Source organism: uncultured Sphingomonas sp. (assembly GCF_936927845.1).
Classification (GTDB): Bacteria; Pseudomonadota; Alphaproteobacteria; order Sphingomonadales; family Sphingomonadaceae; genus Sphingomonas.
The window spans coordinates 81,619-102,619 of record NZ_CAKZHV010000070.1; the positions used below are offsets into that span (position 1 = coordinate 81,619).

19 protein-coding genes are annotated in these 21,001 nt (G+C 69.3%); 8 read left to right on the plus strand and 11 right to left on the minus strand.

Features of this window, described 5'->3' with window-relative positions:
* Nucleotides 1-7 precede the first annotated feature (7 nt).
* A complete protein-coding gene (locus Q0579_RS18055; protein ID WP_298815343.1) occupies nt 8-1,816 on the minus strand; it encodes a glycoside hydrolase family 15 protein in 1,809 nt (602 codons plus the stop codon).
* A 236-nt stretch (nt 1,817-2,052) separates the two neighbouring features.
* On the opposite strand from Q0579_RS18055, the gene Q0579_RS18060 reads away from it, so the two are divergent.
* Nucleotides 2,053-2,565, plus strand: a complete 513-nt coding sequence (locus Q0579_RS18060; protein ID WP_298815283.1) for a GNAT family N-acetyltransferase — start codon at nt 2,053-2,055, stop codon at nt 2,563-2,565.
* A 15-nt stretch (nt 2,566-2,580) separates the two neighbouring features.
* Here Q0579_RS18060 and Q0579_RS18065 read toward each other — a convergent pair whose 3' ends face one another.
* Nucleotides 2,581-2,931, minus strand: a complete 351-nt coding sequence (locus tag Q0579_RS18065; protein ID WP_298815287.1) for a hypothetical protein — start codon at nt 2,929-2,931, stop codon at nt 2,581-2,583.
* 133 nt (nt 2,932-3,064) lie between these two features.
* Nucleotides 3,065-3,247 (minus strand): hypothetical protein, encoded by a 183-nt coding sequence (locus tag Q0579_RS18070; RefSeq protein ID WP_298815290.1) that lies wholly within the window; start codon nt 3,245-3,247, stop codon nt 3,065-3,067.
* 200 nt (nt 3,248-3,447) lie between these two features.
* Between Q0579_RS18070 and Q0579_RS18075 the strand changes: the two genes are divergently transcribed.
* Nucleotides 3,448-4,467: an LLM class flavin-dependent oxidoreductase gene (locus Q0579_RS18075; protein ID WP_298815292.1), complete on the plus strand. Its 1,020-nt coding sequence runs from the start codon at nt 3,448-3,450 to the stop codon at nt 4,465-4,467.
* A gap of 34 nt (nt 4,468-4,501) precedes the next feature.
* On the opposite strand, the gene Q0579_RS18080 is transcribed toward Q0579_RS18075, so the two are convergent.
* Nucleotides 4,502-4,636 (minus strand): hypothetical protein, encoded by a 135-nt coding sequence (locus tag Q0579_RS18080; protein WP_298815295.1) that lies wholly within the window; start codon nt 4,634-4,636, stop codon nt 4,502-4,504.
* A 44-nt stretch (nt 4,637-4,680) separates the two neighbouring features.
* Between Q0579_RS18080 and Q0579_RS18085 the strand changes: the two genes are divergently transcribed.
* A complete protein-coding gene (locus tag Q0579_RS18085) occupies nt 4,681-5,832 on the plus strand; it encodes a spore photoproduct lyase family protein (protein WP_298815298.1) in 1,152 nt (383 codons plus the stop codon).
* A gap of 248 nt (nt 5,833-6,080) precedes the next feature.
* Here the strand turns inward: Q0579_RS18085 and Q0579_RS18090 are convergent, their stop codons facing one another.
* The 4 genes from Q0579_RS18090 to Q0579_RS18105 all read right to left on the minus strand — a co-directional run bounded on the left by Q0579_RS18090 (nt 6,081) and on the right by Q0579_RS18105 (nt 9,166).
* Nucleotides 6,081-6,422, minus strand: coding sequence for an SWIB/MDM2 domain-containing protein (locus Q0579_RS18090; RefSeq protein WP_365344620.1), 342 nt, complete (start codon nt 6,420-6,422; stop codon nt 6,081-6,083).
* A gap of 181 nt (nt 6,423-6,603) precedes the next feature.
* On the minus strand, nt 6,604-6,972 hold the full coding sequence (locus Q0579_RS18095; RefSeq protein WP_298815301.1) for a reverse transcriptase-like protein: 369 nt from the start codon (nt 6,970-6,972) through the stop codon (nt 6,604-6,606).
* A complete protein-coding gene (locus tag Q0579_RS18100) occupies nt 6,969-7,508 on the minus strand; it encodes a pseudouridine synthase (protein ID WP_298815303.1) in 540 nt (179 codons plus the stop codon). The genes Q0579_RS18095 and Q0579_RS18100 overlap by 4 nt, the downstream gene beginning before the upstream one ends.
* Nucleotides 7,505-9,166 carry an NAD(P)/FAD-dependent oxidoreductase gene (locus Q0579_RS18105; RefSeq protein ID WP_298815305.1) on the minus strand — a complete coding sequence of 554 codons (1,662 nt, stop codon included), beginning with the start codon at nt 9,164-9,166 and terminating at the stop codon, nt 7,505-7,507. Before Q0579_RS18105 ends, Q0579_RS18100 begins: the two co-directional genes overlap by 4 nt.
* Nucleotides 9,167-9,337: 171 nt before the next feature.
* Here Q0579_RS18105 and Q0579_RS18110 point away from each other — a divergent pair, with 171 nt between their 5' ends.
* The 5 genes from Q0579_RS18110 to Q0579_RS18130 all read left to right on the plus strand — a co-directional run bounded on the left by Q0579_RS18110 (nt 9,338) and on the right by Q0579_RS18130 (nt 16,686).
* Complete coding sequence (locus Q0579_RS18110) at nt 9,338-12,967, plus strand: hydantoinase B/oxoprolinase family protein (protein ID WP_298815307.1); 3,630 nt, start codon at nt 9,338-9,340, stop codon at nt 12,965-12,967.
* Nucleotides 12,967-13,620: a DUF969 domain-containing protein gene (locus Q0579_RS18115; RefSeq protein ID WP_298815309.1), complete on the plus strand. Its 654-nt coding sequence runs from the start codon at nt 12,967-12,969 to the stop codon at nt 13,618-13,620. Before Q0579_RS18110 ends, Q0579_RS18115 begins: the two co-directional genes overlap by 1 nt.
* Nucleotides 13,617-14,540, plus strand: a complete 924-nt coding sequence (locus tag Q0579_RS18120) for a DUF979 family protein (protein WP_298815310.1) — start codon at nt 13,617-13,619, stop codon at nt 14,538-14,540. The genes Q0579_RS18115 and Q0579_RS18120 overlap by 4 nt, the downstream gene beginning before the upstream one ends.
* Entirely contained in the window at nt 14,537-15,529 is a 993-nt protein-coding gene (locus Q0579_RS18125; RefSeq protein WP_298815312.1) for a DUF2891 domain-containing protein, read from the plus strand. The genes Q0579_RS18120 and Q0579_RS18125 overlap by 4 nt, the downstream gene beginning before the upstream one ends.
* A gap of 203 nt (nt 15,530-15,732) precedes the next feature.
* Nucleotides 15,733-16,686, plus strand: a complete 954-nt coding sequence (locus Q0579_RS18130; protein WP_298815347.1) for a PEP-CTERM sorting domain-containing protein — start codon at nt 15,733-15,735, stop codon at nt 16,684-16,686.
* Between the two features lie 246 nt (nt 16,687-16,932).
* Here Q0579_RS18130 and paoC read toward each other — a convergent pair whose 3' ends face one another.
* Genes paoC through paoA form a run of 3 tightly spaced genes read right to left on the minus strand, consistent with a single transcriptional unit; the run spans nt 16,933 to nt 20,761 of the window.
* The gene (paoC, locus tag Q0579_RS18135; RefSeq protein WP_298815314.1) at nt 16,933-19,152 is read right to left on the minus strand and encodes an aldehyde oxidoreductase molybdenum-binding subunit PaoC; all 2,220 of its coding nucleotides are present in this window, start codon (nt 19,150-19,152) and stop codon (nt 16,933-16,935) included.
* Nucleotides 19,153-19,157: 5 nt separating this feature from the next.
* A complete protein-coding gene (locus Q0579_RS18140; protein WP_298815316.1) occupies nt 19,158-20,105 on the minus strand; it encodes a xanthine dehydrogenase family protein subunit M in 948 nt (315 codons plus the stop codon).
* Nucleotides 20,102-20,761 carry an aldehyde dehydrogenase iron-sulfur subunit PaoA gene (paoA, locus tag Q0579_RS18145; protein WP_298815349.1) on the minus strand — a complete coding sequence of 220 codons (660 nt, stop codon included), beginning with the start codon at nt 20,759-20,761 and terminating at the stop codon, nt 20,102-20,104. Before paoA ends, Q0579_RS18140 begins: the two co-directional genes overlap by 4 nt.
* Between the last annotated feature and the right edge of the window lie 240 nt (nt 20,762-21,001).

Sequence of the window (21,001 nt, forward strand, 5' to 3'; positions counted from 1 at the left end):
CGCGCGTTCAGTCGCAGTCGCCCGCCTCATCGAGCGCGGCGAGCGCCATGACGTGCGCCAGATGGCTCAGCCCTTGCGGCAGATTGCCCAGAAACGCGCCCGTTATGGGGTCGATCATCTCCGACAGGATGCCATTGCCGTGCGACAGCGCCGCGGTCAGTTGCTCCAGCAGCGCGCGCGCCTCGTCGCGGTGACCCAGTTCGGCCCGCGCCTCGACCATCCAGAACGAGCAGGCGAGGAAACAGCCCTCCTCTTTCTCCATCCCCGAATAACGGTAATGGAACGGTCCCGCGCCCAATTCACGGTCGATCGCGTCGAGCGTCAGCTTCAACCGCGCGCGCCCGTCAAAGCCGAAGCGAACGGCGAGCGCGAGCGACGCGTCGATCTTGTCGCTGCCGGGATACATCACGAACGCCTGTTGCTTGTCCGACCAGCATTCGTCCTCGATCCACTGCGCCACCCGGTCGCGCTCGCGCGACCAGCGTTCGCGGCAGGTGGTGGGTAATTGCCCCTGGTCGGCGAGCTCAACCGCGCGCGCCAGCGCCTGCCAGCAACTGATCTTGGACATGGTGTAATGCTGCTCGTCCTGCAGCTCCCACATCCCCGCATCGGGCGTGCGCCAGCGGTCGGCGCATTCGTCGGCCAGATGCGACAACAGTTCGGCGCTCGCGCTGTCGAGGATGTTGCCGCACGCGACGAAACAGGCCGCGGTCTCGAAGATGTCGCCGTAAACGCCGTGCTGCTGCTGATCGGTCGCGAGATTGCCGGTGACGACGGGCTGCGAACCGCGATAGCCGGGCATCCGCCATTCCGACACCGGCGGCACCACGCCACCACCCAGCGTGTAGCAGACGCGCGTCCCCGTTTCGCGCAACTGGTTGAGCAGCCAGGTGAACGCCGCCTTCGCCTCGGCCTCCGCACCCGCGGCCAGGAACGCCTTGATCGTGTAGCCCGCGTCGCGGATCCAGGCGTAGCGGTAATCCCAATTCTTCTTGCCCCCGATCCCCTCGGGTACCGAGGTCGTCGCCGCCGCCGCGATCGCGCCAGAGGGCGAGTAGAGCAGCAGTTTCAAGGCGAGCGCGCTGCGCAGAAACGCGTCGCGGTCCGCACCGCCGTAAGCGACGCCCGCCGACCAGTCCCGCCACTCCTTGTCGGACACGCCGATCCGCGCGTCGATCTGGCGAATGTCGGGCGCGACCAGCGGCTCGTCGCGTCCCGCCACGATCCCGACCGTGCAGCGCTCGCCCGGACCGACCGTCAGCGTGCCGGTGATCCCCTCGTCGGCCCAGTCGCAGCGGAGCAGGTCGTCGTGCAGGAACAGGCCGAGCACACGCTCGACATGGAACACGGTGTGCTTGCCGATGGTCGAATGGTACGGATTGACCGTGTCGCCGCGCCGGCCGGGGCGCATCACCAAGTCAAAGCGGACCGATCCTTCGATCCCCTCGACCCGCCGCGCGAGTTCGGCCCAGGGCAGCCGCCCCGCATTGCCGCTGTTCATCGATTCGGTCAGCCGCGCACGCCCCGACGCGGTGGTGAACACCGTTTCCAGCACGTTGCTTTCCGCACGGTAACCCCGCTCGACCGTGAACGGTTCGCTCGGTTGCAGCACGAAGCGGCCGCCGTTCTCGGCATCGAGCAGCCGGTCGAACAAGGGCGCTGAGTCCATGTTGGGGACGCACCACCAATCGATCGATCCGTCGCTGCCCGACAGCGCGACCGACCGGCCATCGCCCAGCGCGCCATATTGCTCGAGCGGCAGGCAACCGTCGATCCGCGCGCCGGGCGCCACCGCGGCGCGGGCGTGCGCGAACAGGCTGGTGATGAGGTTCAACGCCGCGCCCTGCCGAGCGGGTGCGGGGCGCGCACCGGAAAAGATGAAAACACGTTCGCTCCTCTGGGGATGAGCACGTATAATGTTTGTGACCTGCGTTAGTTCGAGAGCGCGGCCGCAACCGTGCGGTGAACGACGCTTAGCTGCGCGCGGAGCGGATCGCGCGCTCACCCGTTGGCCGTGGGCGGGCGTACGAACGCGAGCACAGGAGAGCGACGATGGACTGGGATGACACCGAGACGCTGGTGACACGAACCGGTTTCCGCTTCTTCCTGCGCCCTGTCACGCGCCACGACACGCCGACGCTCGAGGAGCTGTTCCGGCAGGTGTCGGCGGAGGATCTGCGCTTCCGCTTCCTCACCGGCGAGCGCGACACCAGCGAGCAGCGGTTCGCGCAACTGATGTCCGATCCGGGCGCGCGCGTGACCAGCTTCCTCGCCTTCGACGAACGGCGCGAGGTGATCGCCTCCGCCACGCTGCGCGGCGACGCGGCGGGGCAGGAATGCGAGGTCGCGATCATGATCCGCGCGGCGTCCAAAGGTCGCGGCGTCGGCTGGACGCTGCTCGACTATCTGGTCGGCTATGCCGGGAACGCCGGCTATGCCACGCTGGTCTCGATCGAGGACCGCGAGAACCGCGAATCGCTGATGCTGCAACGGCAGATGGGCTTCGCGACCGAGCCCGTCGCCGACGAACCCAGCCTGATCAGGGTCAGGCGTCACCTGCGCTGACTGACAGCGCGTGTCCTATAGTCCCAGCGCGTAGGTGATGACGAAACAGGCCGCGGTCAGCAGCAGCATCGCGGCGATGAAGGTCGCGTCCGCCACGCGCTCCATCGCGTGGAGCCGGCGATGGTCGAGGCTGCGCAGCGAGAAATAGGACGCGAGCGTCGCGACCAGGAACAGCAGCGAATCGATCGCGAGCAGATCGTCGGCGACGCCCGCACGCCGCCCGATCACGACCGACACGTGGAGCAGGCCGATCCCGGTCAGGCAGACGCCGACCATCGCCGAGGCGATCGGGCAGATCAGCCGGCAGATCCGCTCGTCGAGTTGGCGCCGGCGTTGCCGCGCATGGTCGGTCAGGGCAGCATCCATCGCGGGTCGTGCATGTCGCCGCCGGGGTGACGCCGCGCTGACGCGGGCGTGACCGATCGCTCATGCGCGCGTGTCAGCGCAGCGCGTCGCCCGCGCGCGGATCGCGCAACACCGCCAGGCGATCGCGCATCCACTAGCGCTTGAACCGCGTGTAATTGGTTTCGCGAAGGTGAATGTCGCGGTCCTCGATCCACAGCTTCAACTCGGTCAGCGCCTCGCGCTCGTCGCTGTCGAGTGCGGCAGGATCGGGCACGCCTTCGCACAATTCGGCCGCGAAGATATCGCCGCCATCCGCCACGCGTTGCAGCGAGGTCATCAGGAAAGTGCGTTGGCTGACCACGCCGCGCATGTTCAGCATGGCGGGCGGGGCGGCAACCGCGCAGGCTTACACTTTGGTCGGATGCTCGGGTCGGATGCTCGATTGGGTGCAGGGCGCGCGCGTGGTGCCGCTGCCGAAACGATGCTGTTCCGCGCTGCGGCTTGTGCGGCCGTCGCCCGGACGCCAGCTTGATGCGCATGAAAAGCATCGGTTTCCTGTCGTTCGGCCATTGGTCGAACTCGGCGCACTCCGCCACCCGCTCGGCCAGCGACGTGCTGCTGCAATCGATCGACCTCGCGGTCGCGGCAGAAGAGCTGGGTGCGGACGGCGCCTATTTCCGCGTCCACCATTTCGCGCAGCAGCTCGCATCGCCGTTCCCGCTGCTCGCCGCGGTCGGCGCGCGCACCCGCCGGATCGAGATCGGCACCGGCGTGATCGACATGCGCTACGAAAATCCGTTCTACATGGCGGAGGACGCGGGCTCGGCCGATCTGATCGGCGGCGGCCGGCTGCAACTGGGGCTGAGCCGCGGCTCGCCCGAGCAGGTGATCGATGGCTGGCGCTATTTCGGCTACGCGCCGCCCGAGGGGCAGAGCGACGCCGACATGGGCCGCCGCCACGCCGAGGTGTTCCTAGAACTGCTGAAAGGCGAGGGGTTCGCGCAACCCAACCCGCGCCCGATGTTCCCCAACCCGCCGGGGCTGCTTCGGCTCGAGCCGCATGCGCCGGGCTTGCGCGAGCGGATCTGGTGGGGGTCGGGCGCGAACGCCACCGGGGTCTGGGCGGCGCAGATGGGCATGAACCTGCAGAGCTCGACGCTCAAGGCCGATGAAAGCGGCGAGCCGTTCCACATCCAGCAGGCGAAACAGATCCGCCTCTACCGCGAGGCGTGGGAGAAGGCAGGGCATCAGCGCCGCCCACGCGTGTCCGTCTCGCGCTCGATCTTCGCGATTACCGACGACCGCGACCGCGCCTATTTCGACCGCGACGGCGAGGGCGGCGACCAGATCGGCGTGATCGACAACATGCGCGCGGTGTTCGGCCGCTCCTACGCCGCCGAGCCCGAGCGGCTGATCGAGCAGCTACGCGGTGACGAGGGTATAGCGGAGGCGGACACGTTGCTCCTCACCGTGCCCAACCAGCTCGGCGTCGACTATAACGCGCACGTGATCGAGAACATCCTGACCCACGTCGCGCCGGCACTCGGCTGGCGCTGACCCGGTCCAGTCGTGTCGCCGTAGGCGCGCGTGGTCAGCCGATCACGCCGCCCGCGATCAGCAACATGGTCAGCGTCGCGACCAGCAGAAAGCCGAGGTAATAAAGCCCGCCGCTGATCGGTACTTCCGATTCCTCGTGGAATGCCTGGTCGTCCATTTCCTCGCTCATGCCGGTGTCCTGCTCGGGGTGGTGCCGGGTCAACCGTGGAGCGGGTGGTTCGATCCCGCGTCACGCGTTGGGCGGAGCCACGCGCCGCGCCGCTCGTTCACCGGATCATGGCGACAGCGGCACCCCTGGGCGAGCGGACGATACGGGCGTGGCGGCCGCGCCGCGTGCTGGTCACGCGCTCGGCGCTCGGCTTCGCGCACGGCCGCGCCATCGCCGCGCGCGCGGCGGCGCAGGGGATCGACGTGGTCGAACTCGCCGGCGACCGGCTCAATCTCGCGCTGTCCGACGATCCGCGTCGCGCCTATGCCGAGGCGAAGAACACGCTCGCGGTGACGGTCGCACCGCCGTCGAAGCGCCGGCTGCAACCAATCGCGCCGAGTGCGGATTGGCGCGTCGACCTCGCCGAAGGGTGCCCGGCGCATTGCAGCTATTGCTACCTCGCCGGGTCGCTCAAGGGGCCGCCGATCACCCGCGTCTACGCCAATCTCGAAGAGATACTGGGCGTCCTCCCCGACTATCTCGGGCAGGGCACGATCACTTCGCGCTCGAACGCGCGCGCGCATGAAGGCACGACGTTCGAGGCATCGTGCTACACCGATCCGCTCGCGCTCGAACCGCTCACCGGATCGCTCTCCGCGGCGATCGCCTGGTTCGGACGCTGGCAGGCCGACGCGCAATTGCGCTTCACCACCAAGTTCGCCGACGTGACCCCGCTGCTCGGGCTCGACCATCAAGGCCGCACGCGGATGCGCGCCTCGCTCAATCCGCCCGCCTTCGCGCGCTTCGAGGGCGGAACCGCGCGCGTCCATGACCGGCTCGCCGCGCTGCGGCAGATGGCGCTCGCCGGCTATCCGATCGGCCTGACGATCGCGCCGATCATCGCGGCGCCGGGCTGGGAGGAAGCCTATGGCGCGCTGATCGAAAACGCTGCGGCGGCGCTCGCCGATCTGCCCGCGCTCGACCTCACGGTTGAACTCATCACCCACCGCTTCAACACCGGATCGAAGGCGGTGCTCGACAGCTGGTATCCCGGCTCCGCGCTCGACATGACCGCGACCAACCGCGTCACCAAGCGCACCAAGTTCGGCGCGGAGAAGCAGGTGTACGACGCCGCGACGATGCGCGCGCTGCGCAGCTTCTTCGAGCGCGCAATCGCCGACGCGCTGCCATCGGCGCGCATCCTCTACTGGACGTGAGCGCTCTGGTCGCTTTGCACCATCGCATGGTGCAAGTGCGTCATTTACCCGCGCCGGCGTGTACGCGACACCTTTCTCGTGGGCGGACCGAGATCAGCGCTGGTTGAACGAACCGATGGTGGCGCGGTGCGCGACGATCGCGGCGTATCGCCGCATGCGCCCGACACGAAACGGCCGGCCGCGATCCCCGTCTGGGGGACCGGCGACCGGCCGCATGGATCACGCGCGCCCGAGGACGCGCGAGGCGATCAGGCCTTCTTGGCGGTCAGGTGCGCGCTCAGGAACTTGTTCATCTCGAACATGCTGGCCGACTTCTTGCCGAAGATCTTCTCCAGCTTGTCGTCCGCGTTGATCTGGCGGCGGTCCTTGGCGTCCTGCAGGTCGTGCTTCTTGATATATTCCCACACCTTGCTGACGACTTCGCTGCGCGGCAGGTCGTCCTTGCCGACGATCTCGGCCAGGTCGGCCGACGGGGTGACGGGGGCGGTGATGCCGCCGCGCGCGCCGCTCGCGGGCTTGCCGGTCGCCTTGACCTTCTTTTCTGCGGCTGCGGTCTCGTCCTTGCCGCGCTTCTCTGCCGAACGTGCCATGATCTACTCCCTTTGAGCCTGCGACGCCCGTGTAGGCACGCCGCCGTGAACCTGTGTCTGTCGGGGCACGCGTGAGAAACGCTGCCGTAATGACATGTCGTCGTACCGATTGCCGAGCAGGTCAACATCCCGCGTGGGCGCGTGTTCCGCTTTTCGGACGCGCGGCGCGCGAGGATGATGGTTAACGCGCGTGGGCGCTGGCGAGTGCGATGCCGGCAAGATTTTGAGAACGTTTGATATGTCGCACGCGCATGCCGTCCGCACCGGCCTTGAGCGCGAGAAACGCCGCCAGATGACCTGCGTGAACCGCCGGCACCCGCACGCGCCCGTTCGCCTGCGCGACCACCGCCGCGGCGTCGCCCAGCAGCACGACCGCGCCGAGTCCCTGCGCGGCGACGCGGCGCGCGGCGTCGATCAGCGCCAGCCATTCGGCTTCCATGCTGGTGCCCGCGCCCAGATCGCGCGCGACGAACGCTCGGCCACCGATCACCACCGCCGTCTCCATGCCGGCGGGTAACGGGCGCAGCCCGCCGTCGAAGAAGACCTTCACACCCGCGCCCACGTTCCCGGCGCGATGCCGTCGAGCGTCCAGTCGCCGATCTGCCACCGCACCAGCCTGAGCGTCGGTAGCCCGACTGCCGCGGTCATCCGCCGCACCTGGCGGTTGCGGCCCTCGCGGATGGTGAGCCGCAGCCACGCGTCGGGTATGCTGGCGCGGTAGCGGATCGGCGGATCGCGCGGCCACAGCTCGGGCGGATCGATCGCCTCGACCGCGGCCGGGCGCGTCGGGCCGTCGTTCAGCGTCACGCCGCGGCGCAGCGCGTCGAGCGCCGCGTCGCCCGCCACCCCCTCGACCTGGACCAGATAGGTCTTGGGCAGCTTGAACGCCGGATCGGCGATCCGTGCCTGCAAGCGCCCGTCATCGGTCAGCAGCAGCAATCCCTCGCTGTCGCGGTCGAGCCGCCCGGCGGGGTAGACGCGGGGGACGGGCACATAGTCGGACAGCGTCGCGCGGCTGGTCGGCGATTTCGCGTCGGTGAACTGGCTCAGCACCCCAAACGGCTTGTTGAACGCGATCAGCGTCACGCCGCGGCGCGCACTGGGGATGGTCGCGCACCCGCGGACGCCGTGGCGCGCACCAGATCGAGCGCGACCGCCTCGGCGACCTTGATCCCGTCAACCCCGGCGGAGAGGATCCCGCCGGCATAGCCCGCACCCTCGCCCGCGGGGAACAGCCCGGCGGTGTTGAGGCTCTGCATGTCCTCGCCACGCGCGAAGCGGACGGGCGACGAGGTCCGCGTCTCGACTCCGGTCATCACCACGTCGGGATGGTCGTAGCCCTTGATCTGGCGACCGAACGCCGGGATCGCCTCGCGCATCGCCGCGACCGCGAAATCGGGCAGGCACTGCGCCAGGTCGGTCGGCGTCACGCCCGGCTTGTACGACGGCACCACCGAGCCGAGCGCGGTCGAGGCGCGCCCGGCGAGGAAGTCGCCGACCCGCTGCGCGGGCGCGTGATAATTGCTGCCGCCCGCCACGAACGCCTGCTCCTCCAGCCGCCGCTGGAGCGCGATGCCCGCGAGCGGATCGCCGGGGAAGTCGCGTGCGGGGTCGATCGCGACGACGAAGCCCGAATTGGCGTTGCGTTCGTTGCGCGAATATTGGCTCATGCCGTTGGTCGCGACGCGGCCTTCTTCCGAGGTCGCGGCGACGACGGTGCCGCCCGGACACATGCAGAAGCTGTAAACGGTGCGCCCGTTCGAGCAGTGATGCGAGATGTGATATTCCGCCGCGCCCAGGATCGGATTGCCCGCGTCATGGCCGAAGCGCGCGCGGTCGATCCACGATTGCGGATGCTCGATCCGCACCCCGATCGAGAAAGGCTTGGCCTCGGCATGGACGCCGGCTGCGTGAAGCATCTCGAACGTGTCGCGCGCGCTGTGGCCGATCGCCATCACGACGTGGCTCGCCTCCAGGTAGCTGCCGTCCGCCAGGTGCAGCCCGCGTACGCGACGTTCACCGTCCGCATCGCGCTCGATGTGCAGCCCGTCGACGCGGGTCGAGAAGCGATATTCGCCGCCCAGCTCCTCGATCTTGGCGCGCATGCTCTCCACCATCGTGACCAGGCGAAACGTGCCGATGTGCGGGTGCGCCTCGGTCAGGATCTCCTCGGGCGCTCCGGCGCGGACAAACTCGGTCAGCACCTTTCGTGCCAGGTGTCGCGGGTCCTTGATCCGGCTGTACAGCTTGCCGTCGGAAAAGGTGCCCGCGCCGCCCTCGCCATATTGAACGTTCGATTCAGGGTTCAGCACGCTGCGCCGCCACAGCCCCCAGGTATCCTTGGTCCGCTCGCGCACCACCTTGCCGCGTTCGAGCACGATCGGGCGGAAGCCCTGTTCGGCGAGGATCAGCGCGGCGAACAACCCGCACGGCCCCGCGCCGACCACCACCGGGCGCATCGCCCCCTCGGGCGCGGTCGCGACGGGCTTGTAGCGGGTGTCCGGGGTCAGTCCGACATCGCGGTCGCGGCGCAGGCGGGCGAGCACCGTGCCCTCGTTCTTCACCGTCACGTCGACTGTGTAGACGAGCGCGATGTTGCTGCGGTCGCGCGCGTCATGGCCGCGGCGCGCGACCGAGAAGCGGATCAGGTCGCGCGGCGTGATCTTCAACCGCTTCAGGATCGCGGCGGGCAGCGCCTCGTCGGCGTGGTGGAGCGGCAGCTTCAGTTCGTTAACGCGGATCATTCCAGTGCCTTACACCGTGCCGACCCGGCCGGAAACCTGCCTCGCCGCGTGACCTATATTCGCGGCGATCCGATGCCCGAACAGCGTAGGGAATCGCGAGGCCCGGCACGCCGCGCTTTGACTTGGACGCGTCCGCACCTCTAGGGCAGGAGCTGAAACAAAGGGGATGCGATGCCGGGCGAGTGGCAGTTTTGGATCGACCGCGGCGGCACCTTCACCGACGTGGTCGCGCTCGATCCCGCCGGCCGGCTCACCACCGCCAAATTGCTGTCGGAGGACCCCGGCCGCTACGATGACGCGGCGGTGCACGCGATCCGGCAACTGACCGGCGTGGGCGCGGGCCAAAGTGGGGGCGAACTGCCGCGCGCCGACATCCGGTTGGGTACGACGGTCGCCACCAACGCGCTGCTAGAACGGAAGGGGGCGCCGACCCTGCTCGCGATCACGCGCGGTTTCCGCGACGCGCTGGTGATCGGCTATCAGGATCGCCCCGACATTTTCGCGCGCCACATCCGCCGCGCCGAGCCGCTCTACGCGCAGGTGGTCGAGGTGGACGAGCGCGTCGACGCCGACGGCGGCGTCGTGCGTCCGCTCGTCGGTGACGCGGCGGCGCGCACGTTTCAGGCCGCGTACGACGACGGGCTGCGCGCGATCGCGATCGTGCTGGTCCACGGCTACCGCTACCCCGCGCACGAGCAGGCACTTGAGCGGATCGCGCGCGCGATCGGCTTCACGCAGGTGTCGGTCAGCCACCAGGTCTCGCCGCTGATCAAGCTGGTCGCGCGCGGCGACACGGCGGTGGTCGATGCCTATCTGTCGCCGGTGCTCGGCGCTTACGTCGACGGCTTCGGCCGCGCGCTCGGCGGCGGGCAGTCGCCCTTGTTCATGCAGTCGAGCGGCGGGCTGATCGACGGCGCGGCGTTCAGCGGCAAGGACGCGCTGCTGTCCGGCCCGGCGGGCGGCATCGTCGGCATGGCGCGCACCGCGGAAGCGGCTGGGTTCAGCCACGTCATCGGGTTCGACATGGGCGGCACCTCGACCGACGTGTCGCTCTACGCCGGTCGTTACGAGCGGCGCAACGACGCGGTCATCGCCGGTGTCCGCGTCGCTGCGCCGACGATGCGCATCGACACGGTCGCGGCGGGTGGCGGGTCGATCTGCGCGCTGGTCGGCGGGCGGCTGGTGGTCGGCCCCGAATCTGCGGGCGCAGTGCCGGGCCCGGCCTGCTATCGCCGCGGCGGACCGCTGACCGTCACCGATTGCAACCTGATCCTCGGCAAGATCCAGCCCGCACACTTCCCCAGCCTGTTCGGCCCCGCGGGCGACCAGCCGCTCGACCCCGCTGCATCGAGGGCTCGGCTCGACGAACTGCTCGACCAGGTCGAAGCCGCGACCGGCACGCGCCCGACGCGCGAGGCGGCAGCGGAAGGGCTGGTCGGGATCGCGGTCGCCAACATGGCCAAGGCGATCAAGGCGATCTCGGTCGCGCGCGGACACGATCCCGCCGACTACGTGCTCGCCTGTTTCGGTGGCGCGGGCGGGCAGCACGCCTGCCTCGTCGCCGACGCGCTCGGCATGGAACGCGTGATGATCCACCCGCTCGCCGGCGTGCTCTCGGCCTATGGCATGGGATTGGCCGACCGCCGCGTGCTGCGCGAGGCGACGCTGTCCGCACCGCTCGCCGACCGCGCCGCGCTCGACGCGGCGGTCACGCGGTTGGAGGACGAGGCGCGCGGCGCGCTGGTCGCACAGGGGCTCGACCCCGCGGCGCTGCGCACCGAGACGCGCGTCGAGCTGCGCCACGCGCGGGCAGACTACGGGATCGAGGTCGCGCTGGGCACGTCAGAGGCGATGGCGGCCGATTTCCAGGCGCAGCATCGCCGGCAGTTCGGCTACGTGCGCGAGGGTGCGCTGGTCGCCGAACTCGTCCGCGTCGAAGGGATCGCCGACAGCGGCACCCGCGCCGATCGGGTCGTTTCGCTCCCCGCCGACAGCGCACCCGCGCTCGCGCAGGTGCCCGTCCACCTCGCCGGCGAGACGCGCGACGCCGCGCTGTACGACCGCGCAGGGCTGGCCGCGGGTGCCGAGATCGCCGGCCCCGCGCTGATCGTCGACGCGGTGTCGACCACATTGGTCGAGCCCGGCTGGACCGCACAGGTCGACCCGCTCGGCAACCTGATCCTCACCCGCCACGCCGCGCGCGCGGTCGCCGCTGAGGGCGAGGCGGTCGATCCGCTCCGGCTCGAGATCTTCGCCGGGCTGTTCATGGGGCTGGCGGAGGAAATGGGCGCGGCGCTCCAGCGCAGCGCTTCGTCGGTCAACATCCGCGAACGGCTCGATTTCTCCTGCGCGATCTTTGATTCCTACGGCAACCTCGTCGCCAACGCGCCGCATATTCCGGTGCACCTGGGATCGATGGGCGAGAGCATCCGCACCGTGATCGCGCGTCGATCGGCGGCGGCCGACGGGCGCGGGATGCGGCCCGGCGACGTTTATGCGCTGAACGCCCCCTATCAGGGCGGCACGCATCTGCCCGACATCACCGTCATCATGCCGGTGTTCGCCGGCGAGCATGAGGGAAGCGGGGCGGAGCCGGCCTTCTTCGTCGCCGCGCGCGGGCACCACGCCGATGTCGGCGGCACCAGCCCCGGATCGATGCCACCCGATAGCACCAACATCGAGCAGGAGGGTGTGATCCTCGACAACGTCCTGCTGGTCGAGGACGGCGCGATGCGCAGCGACGAGCTGCGCGCGCTGCTTTCCGCGGGGCCGTGGCCGTCGCGCAACGTCCAGCAGAATCTGGCCGATCTCGCCGCACAGGTGGCGGCCTGCGCGCGCGGTGCCGATGGCCTCGCGCGGATGGTGGAGAGCCATGGTCTCGCGACGGTGTCGGCGTACATGCAGCATCTGCAAGCCCATGCCGACGATGCCGTCCGCGCGATGCTGCCCCACCTGCCGGACGGCGATTTCGCGTACGAGATGGACAATGGCGCGACCGTGCGCGTGTCGTTCCGCGTCGATCGCGAAGGCCGCACCGCCTGCGTCGACTTCGCCGGTACCTCCGCGCAATTGCCGAGCAACTTCAACGCCCCCGTCTCGGTCGTGCGCGCCGCGGTGCTCTACGTCATGCGCACGCTGATCGACGCGCCGATTCCGCTGAACGACGGCTTCCTGCGTTCGGTACGTGTCCTCGTGCCCGAAGGTTCGATGCTCAACCCTCGGCACCCCGCCGCGGTGGTCGCGGGCAATGTCGAGACGAGCCAGGTCGTCACCGACGCCTTGCTCGGCGCGCTGGGTGCGCAAGCGGCGTCGCAGGGGACGATGAACAACTTCACCTTCGGCGACGCGCGCCGCCAATATTATGAGACGATCGCCGGCGGCACCGGTGCGGGTGCGGACTTCCCCGGTACTGCTGTGGTGCAGAGCCACATGACTAACAGCCGGCTGACCGATCCCGAGGTACTGGAGGTGCGCTTCCCCGTGCTGCTGGAGGAGTTTTCGCGTCGGCCGGGCTCGGGCGGGGCGGGGGCGCAGCCCGGCGGCGACGGCGCGACACGCCGCATCCGGTTTCGGTCAGGCATGCGCGCCGCGATCCTCTCCAACCGCCGCCGCGTCGCGCCGTTCGGGCTCGCGGGCGGCGCGGACGGTGCGCCCGGCGCGAACAGCGTCGAGCGCATCGACGGTTCGGTCGAGCAACTCGGATCGACCGCCGCGGTCGAGATGCGCGCGGGCGACGTGTTCGTGATCCTGACGCCGGGCGGCGGCGGCTACGGCACGCCCGGAAACGAGGACGCGCGCTGATGCTGGTACTCGCCGGCATCGCAGTCATCGCACTCGGGTTCCTGCTGCGCTTCAACCCGATGCTGGTGGTGGTCGTCTCCGCGCTGGTGACCGGGCTCGCCGCCGGGCTCGATCCCATCCGTATTCTCGCGACCTTCGGCAAGGCGTTCAACGACAGCCGCTACGTGTCGGCGATCTACATCGTGCTGCCCGTCATCGGCGTGTTGGAGCGCTACGGTTTGCAGGCACGTGCCCGCGCGCTGATCGGGCGGATGCGCGGGGTGACCGCGGGGCGGCTGCTCGTCGGCTACCTGCTGTTCCGGCAGGTGTTCGCAGCCCTCGGCCTGACCTCGGTCGCCGGACATCCGCAGACCGTCCGCCCGCTCGTCGCGCCAATGGCGGAGGCTGCCGCCGAGGCGCAGGCAGGCAGCGCGGGCGAAGCGCAGCGTGTAAAGGCGATGGCCGCAGCGACCGATAATATCGGGCTGTTCTTCGGCGAGGACATCTTTCTCGCGATCGGATCGATCCTGCTGATGAAGGGCGTGCTGCAGGGTTACGGCATCGAGCTGGATCCGTTCCAGCTCTCGGTCTGGGCGATCCCGACCGCGATCGCCGCGTTCGCGATCCACGGCGCGCGGCTGCTGCTGCTCGACCGGCGACTGGCGCGGCGATGATCGGCCTCGGTTTCGTCTACGCGGTCGCTGGTGCCGCCTTCGCCGGTTTCGCGCTGCTCGCCGCGGTCGAGCGACCGCGCCGGCTCGCCAATGCCGCCTTTTACGCGCTGATCGCGGCGAGCTTCTGGCTGGGCGACCGGCTCGGCGATGTCGGCAACGGCCTGCTCGTCCTGGCGCTCGTCGCGGTCGCGGCGTCGGGGCGGATGACCCGCGGGCAGGTGTCGGCCGATCCGCCGGCGCCGCGCGGGGCGGGGTTGTTCGTGCCCGCGCTGATGATCCCCGCCGCCGCGCTCGCCGGCACGATCGCGTTCAAGGCGCTGCCGACGCTCGTCGACCCGAAGCAGGCGACGTTGGTCGCGCTGACGATCGGCGTGCTCGCCGCGGTCGCCACCTGCCTCGCCTGGCTGCGTCCCGGCCTCGCCGCGCCTTTGCGCGAGGGACGCCGGCTGATGGACGACGTGGGCTGGGCCGCGGTGCTGCCGCAGATGCTGGCGAGTCTGGGCGCAGTGTTCGCGGTATCGGGCGTGGGCGAGGTGGTCGGCCGGCTTGCCGCCTTCGCCATTCCCGCTGACAGCCTGTTCGGCGCGGTCGCTGCCTACGCGATCGGCATGGCGCTGTTCACGATGGTGATGGGCAATGCCTTCGCCGCCTTTCCGGTGATGGCAGCCGCGATCGGCGTGCCGATCCTAATGCATGGTACCGGCGGGGGCGGGGTCGGCAACGCTGCGCCGATCGCCGCGATCGGGATGCTCGCGGGCTTCTGCGGCACGTTGATGACGCCGATGGCGGCGAACTTCAATCTCGTCCCCGCCGCGCTGCTGGAGCTCAAGGACCGCAGCGGGGTGATCCGCGCGCAGGTGCCGACCGCGCTGCCGCTGCTCGCGTTCAACATCCTGCTGCTCTACGCGGTGCTGCGATGACGAAACTCGATCCCGCGCGCGCCACGACCTTTGCCGATTTGACGCTCGGCCATGTGGGGCAGGAATATCCGCACAAGCTCGACCAGGTGCTGACCGGCGACGCCGATCTGCTATCCCCGCGCGTGCTCCACCCGATCTTCTACGGCAGTTTTGACTGGCACAGTTGTGTCCACGGCTGGTGGCAGCTGCTCACCCTGCTGCGGCTCCACCCCGACATCGCGCCGGCGGCGGAGATCCGTACCCGCGCGGACACCATGTTCACCCCCGCCAACGTCGCGGGCGAGCTCGCCTTCCTCGATCGCCCGTACAGCGCGGGGTTCGAGCGGCCGTACGGTTGGGCGTGGCTGCTCGTGCTCCACGGCGAGGCGGTGCGACACGATGCCGCCTGGGGTGAGGCGCTGGCGCCGCTCGCTCGCGCGTTCGCCGACCGGTTCATAACCTTCCTGCCCAAGCTGACCTATCCGCTGCGCGTCGGCACGCATTTCAACACCGCCTTCGCCCTCACGCTCGCGCACGATTGGGCGCGTGCGCACGATCCGGCGCTCGGCCAGTCGATCGAGCAGCGCGCGCGCGACTGGTTCGCGAACGATCGCGCGTGCCAGGCGTGGGAGCCGGGCGGGGACGAGTTCCTGTCGCCCGCGCTCGGCGAGGCGTTGCTGATGAGCCGCGTGCTGGGCGCGCCGGCGTTCCGCGACTGGTTCGATGCCTTCCTGCCCGACCTCGCGCGCGGCGAGCCCGCGACCTTGTTCACGCCCGCGATCGTCTCCGACCGCAGCGACGGCAAGATCGCGCACCTGGATGGCTTGAACCTCAGTCGCGCATGGTGCTGGCGCGGGCTGGCGGGCGCACTCGGCGAAGATCACCCGCTCACGCCGCTGATGCACGATGCCGCCGAGCGCCATCTGGCGGCGAGCCTGCCGCACCTCGCCGACGATTACATGGGCACGCACTGGCTCGCGAGCTTCGCGCTGCTGGCACTCACGGCCTGAGCGCCCCGCGGCCACGCCGACCGAGCTGTGGAACGGTTTGGGACGCGGGGCGGGCACGCCTTGCGGCCCGATCCATTGCATCACGCCGCCACCCGCGCACGGGCGGCGTGTCCTATCCGCGCGGGATTTCGCGACACCTTTACACGCCTCGGCCGTTCATGCTGCCTTGCCGGTCGGGCAGCGAAACTGACGGAGGTGACATGCTGAAGGTGGTGATCGGGGCGCTGGGTGTGGCGGTCACCGGTGCCACGGCCGCACCACCCGCGGCGACGCCTGCGGTTGCGGTCATGCCGTTGCCGGCCGTTGCCGTGCCCGCTGCGCAGGCTCCATCAGCCCCACTCGCCACTGCGCCGCGCGCGCCCGCGCGTACCATCCTGTTCATCGGCAACAGCTTCACCTTTGGCGCGAACTCGCCCGTGCGCAATTGGCGGGCCGACACCGTCACCGACCTGAACGGCGCAGGCTATGGCGGCGTGCCCGCCTTGTTCAAGGCGTTCACGCTGCAGGCCGGGCTCGACTACCGCGTCAGCCTGGAGGTGCAGGGAGGCAAGACGCTCGGCTTCCATTACGATCAGCGCCGCCGGTTGTTCGACCGCGCTTGGGACGTGGTCGTGCTGCAGGAATACAGCACGTTCGATCCCGACCGCCCCGGCGATCCGCGCGCGTACATCAACGATGTCGCGCGGCTGACGCGGCTGTTCGCGCGCGCCAATCCGCGCGTGCAGGTGCAACTGACCGCGACCTGGTCACGCGCCGATCAGGTCTATCGCGCGCGCGGACCCTGGGCGGGCAAGTCGATCTACGCGATGGCGCTTGACCTGCGCGCCGCCGCCGATCGCGCCCGCGCGGTCAACCCGCTGGTGACCGGCATCGCCCCCGTCGGCCAGGCCTGGAACCGCGCGATCGCGACCGGTGTCGCCGATGCCAATCCGTATGACGGTGTCAGCTTCGGCCAGCTCGATCTGTGGAGCTTCGACCAATATCACGCCAGCCTGGCAGGCTATTACCTCGAGGCGCTGGTGGTGTTCGGCCGCGTGACCGGCGTCGATCCGACGACGCTCGGCCCGGGTGAGCAGGCCGCCGACACGCTCGGCCTGTCGCGCGAGCAGGCGAGCGCGCTGCAACGCGTCGCACGCGACGAACTGGCGGCAGGGTAGGGCGGGGCGGCAGCGGCGCCGATGCGGGAACGGTGTTCAACGGGCACCGTGACCATTCCTTTGCCAAGGCTATGCGCCGTGCTGTGCAGCTCCGCCCACCGGCGTCGCACGAGCGCTTACCAACCCCTCCCTGATCGAGAGGAGGGGGGCTGGGTCGGCTCAACAGATCACCCTGCCTGACCGCGCCGGCCCGACCGGCCTGCCCCTCACCACGGAGGTGGAGGATAGCGCTATCTCGCGCGACCCTCACGCCACGGCGGGCAGGTGCTCCAGATGCTTGTCGAGCGTGATCGGATAATCGCGCACGCGCACGCCGGTCGCATTGTAGATCGCGTTGGCAACCGCCGCGCCGACGCCGCACAAGCCCAATTCACCGACCCCCTTGGCCTTCATCGGATTGGCCTTGTCGTCGGCTTCGTCGAGGAAGACGACCTCCTGGTGCGGAATGTCGGCGTGAACCGGCACTTCGTAGCTGGCAAGGTCGTGGTTGATGAACAGGCCGAAGCGCTTGTCTACCGCCAGTTCCTCCATCAACGCCGAACCCACGCCCATCGTCATCGCGCCAATCACCTGGCTGCGCGCCGATTTTGGGTTGATGATCCGCCCCGCCGCGCACACCGCCAGCATCCGCCTGAGCCGCGTCGCGCCGGTGTAGGCGTCGACCCCGACCTCGACGAAATGCGCGCCAAAGGTGGAAAGCTGATAGGTCTTGTCGAGCTTGCCGAACTCGATCTTGTCCTCGGCGACCAACTCGCCGCCCTGCGCTGCCTGCTTGAGGTCGGCCGAGCGGTTGCCGCTCGACACCTTGCCGCCCCCGAACGTCACGTCGGCGGAATTGTACCCCAGCCGCTGCGCGATCTGTTCGCGCAGCTTGACGCAGGCGGCATAAACGCCCGCGGTCGCGTTCGCCGCGCCGAACTGCCCGCCCGAGCCGGCGGAGACGGGATAGGCCGAATTGCCGAGCTTCACCACCACCGCTTCGGCGGGCACACCCATCATCTCGCCCGCGGTCTGCGCGATGATCGTGTAGCTGCCGGTGCCGATGTCGGTCATGTCGGTTTCGACCGTCACGACGCCGTTCTGGCCCAGCCGGACCCGCGCGGCGGACGGCATGTTCATGTGGTTGCGGAACGCGGAGGCCACACCCATTCCCACCAGCCACTTGCCGTCGCGTACCTGTCCGGGCTTGGCGTTCCGTCGCGACCAGCCGAACCGCTGCGCACCTTCATTCAGGCAGCGCACCAGCTCGCGCTGCGAGAAGCGGCGCTCGGGCTTCTCGGGGTCGACCTGGGTGTCGTTCTTGATGCGAAACGCGATCGGATCCATGCCGAGCTTCTCGGCCATCTCGTCCATCGCAATCTCGAGCGCCATCATCCCCGGCGCCTCACCCGGCGCACGCATCGCATTGCCTTCGGGCAGGTTGAGCACCGCTAGCCGCATCGAGATCATGCGGTTGGCGCCCGCGTACAGCAGCTTGGTCTGATTGACCGCAGTCTCCGGGCTGCCGTTCGGCTGGTCACCCGATCCGCTCTCGTGCGCGATCGCGGTGATCGTGCCGTCCTTCTGCGCGCCGATGCGGATGCGCTGGCGCGTCGCGGGGCGATGCGTGGTGTTGTTGGCGATCACGGGGCGCGACAGCGCGAGCTTGACCGGGCGCCCCGCCGCCTTTGCCCCCAGCGCCGCCATGACCGCGTCGGTGCGCAGGAACAGCTTTCCGCCGAACCCGCCGCCGACGTAGGGCGACATGAAACGGATCTTCTCCTTGGGCATCCCCAGCGTCTTGGCGAGATCCTCGTGGCCCCAGTTGATCATCTGGTTCGAGGTCCACAGCGTCAGCTCGTCGCCGTTCCACGACGCGATCGAGGCGAATGGCTCCATCATCGCGTGGCTGTGATCGGGCGTCGTGTAGCGCGCATCGAGCTTGACCGGGGCGGCCGCGAACGCTTCCTCGAACTTGCCGACGCGGTCGACCGGCGGCGCGGCGCTGCCTTCGTCGCTCGATCCGCCTTTCAGCGGTGCGGTCTTGAGCGCTTCGTCGAGGTCGAACTGCGCTGCCCCGCGCGCGTAGTCGACGCGAACGAGCCCGGCGGCGGCGCGCGCCTGCTCGAACGTCTCGGCGACCACGACGGCGACCGCCTGATGGTAATGGTCGACCTCGGGCCCGGCGAGCAGCTTGACCGTATTCTTGTCGCCCTTGCCGAGCGGACCGGCGTCTGCCGCGGTGACGATCGCGATGACGCCGGGTGCAGCCTTCGCCGCGCGCGTGTCGACGCTGGCGATCCGCCCCTTCGCGATCGCGGCGGGGACGAGATATCCATAGACCGCATTCGGCACGTCAATGTGGTGCTCATAGGCGTAGGGCGCGGTGCCGGTCGTCTTGACCCGACCGTCGACGCGGTCGTGCGCGCGGCCCACGACCTGCATCCGGTCGATCGGGTTCTGCCCGGCGGGTGTATCGAACTTCATGGGACTTAAGCCTTGGACTGGGCGATGACGGAGGCGAGCGCGCGGGTGGCGAGCGGTAGCTTGAAGGCATTGTCCTTCGTCGGGGTCGCGCCTTGGAACGCGCGCGCGGTAACCGCGGCGGCGCCTTGCGGCAGCAATGCTTCGGCCGCCTCGACGCGCCACGGACGCGGCGCGACGCCGCCGAATGCGACGCGGCCGGTGCCGTCGGGCTGGATTACCGCAGCGACCGAGACGAGCGCGTAGGCGTAGGACGCACGATCGCGTACCTTCTCGTAGAAATGCTTGCCGCCGATCGGTTTGGGCAGTGTGACCGCGGTGATCAGCTCACCCGGTTTCAGCACCGTGTCCTGCTCCGGATGGTCGCCCCACAGGCGGTGGAAGTCCGCGATCGGGATCGCGCGCCGCTGTCCGCCCGCGTCCATCGTCTCGATCGCCGCGTCGAGCACGCGCATCGCCACCGCCATGTCGCCGGGAAAGGTCGCGATACACTTGTCCGACACGCCGATCACGCCGAGCTGGCGCGAATAACCGCCGATCGCGGCGCAGCCCGACCCCGGCTTGCGCTTGTTGCACGCCATGTTGGTGTCGTAGAAATACGGGCAACGCGTCCGCTGGAGCAAATTGCCCGCGGTCGACGCCTTGTTGCGCAACTGTCCGCTCGCGCCCGCGACGATCGCGCGCGTCAGCACCGCGTAATCGCGCCGCACGCGCTCGTCGGCAGCGAGATCGGTGTTGGTGACCAGCGCGCCGATGCGCAGCCCGCCCTCGCGCGTGCGCTCGATCTTGTCGAAGCCCAGGTCCTGCACGTCGACTAGATGCGTCGGCGTCTCGACCTCGATCTTCATCAGGTCGAGCAGGTTGGTGCCGCCGGCCAGGAACTTCGCACCCGGCTGTGCCGCGGCGCGCGCCGCACCCTGCGCATCCTTGGCGCGTTCGTAGGTGAATGCCTTCATGCCCGGACCCCCGCGACTTCTTCCATCGCCTCGGCGATGTTGGAATAAGCGCCGCAGCGGCAGATGTTGCCGCTCATGCGCTCGCGCAGCTCCATGTTGGTGACCTGTGGGCGCGCCGACACGTCGGCCTCGACGTGGCTGGGGATGCCGCGCTTGATCTCGTCGAGCACCGCGACCGCCGAGCAGATTTGCCCGGGCGTGCAGTAACCGCATTGATAGCCGTCGTGCTTGACGAACGCTGCCTGCATCGGATGCAGCTTGTCGGGGGTGCCCAGTCCCTCGATCGTCGTGATCTTGTCGCCCTGATGCTGCACCGCCAGGCTGAGGCACGAGTTGATCCGTACACCATTCACCATCACGGTGCACGCGCCGCACTGGCCGTGGTCGCAGCCCTTCTTGGTACCGGTCAGGTGCAGATGCTCGCGCAGCGCGTCGAGCAACGTGGTACGCGTGTCGAGCGTCAGGTTCTGGCGTTTGCCGTTCACCTCGAACGATACCGGCATGGTGGGTGCGGGCTGGCTCGGCGCGGGAGCGGTGGCGCGTGCCGCCTCCTGCGCGATCGCCGCGGGTGCGCTCGTCATCGCGGCGGTGGCGGCACCGCCCGCCAGCACGCCGCGGCGCGACATCGACAGCGCGCCCGGATCAGTTTTCGACATGGTTTCTTTCATGCTGCCGTTCATCTGCGCGACGCCACGATCGTCTGACCATGTGAAGAACGCCGCTACCCCGCAGCGATCAACCCACGTCAGTGCTTTTCGTTGCCTAATCTATGTAAGTTTATTTGGCTCGCGCAGGTGCCTTCTCATGCGCCAGCGCGTGCGACCGGGGTGGCGCCACCGCGACCGCGCGGCGTAAGGCTGCGTGCACGATCTGCCCGCTGGGTGGAACAGTTGAGG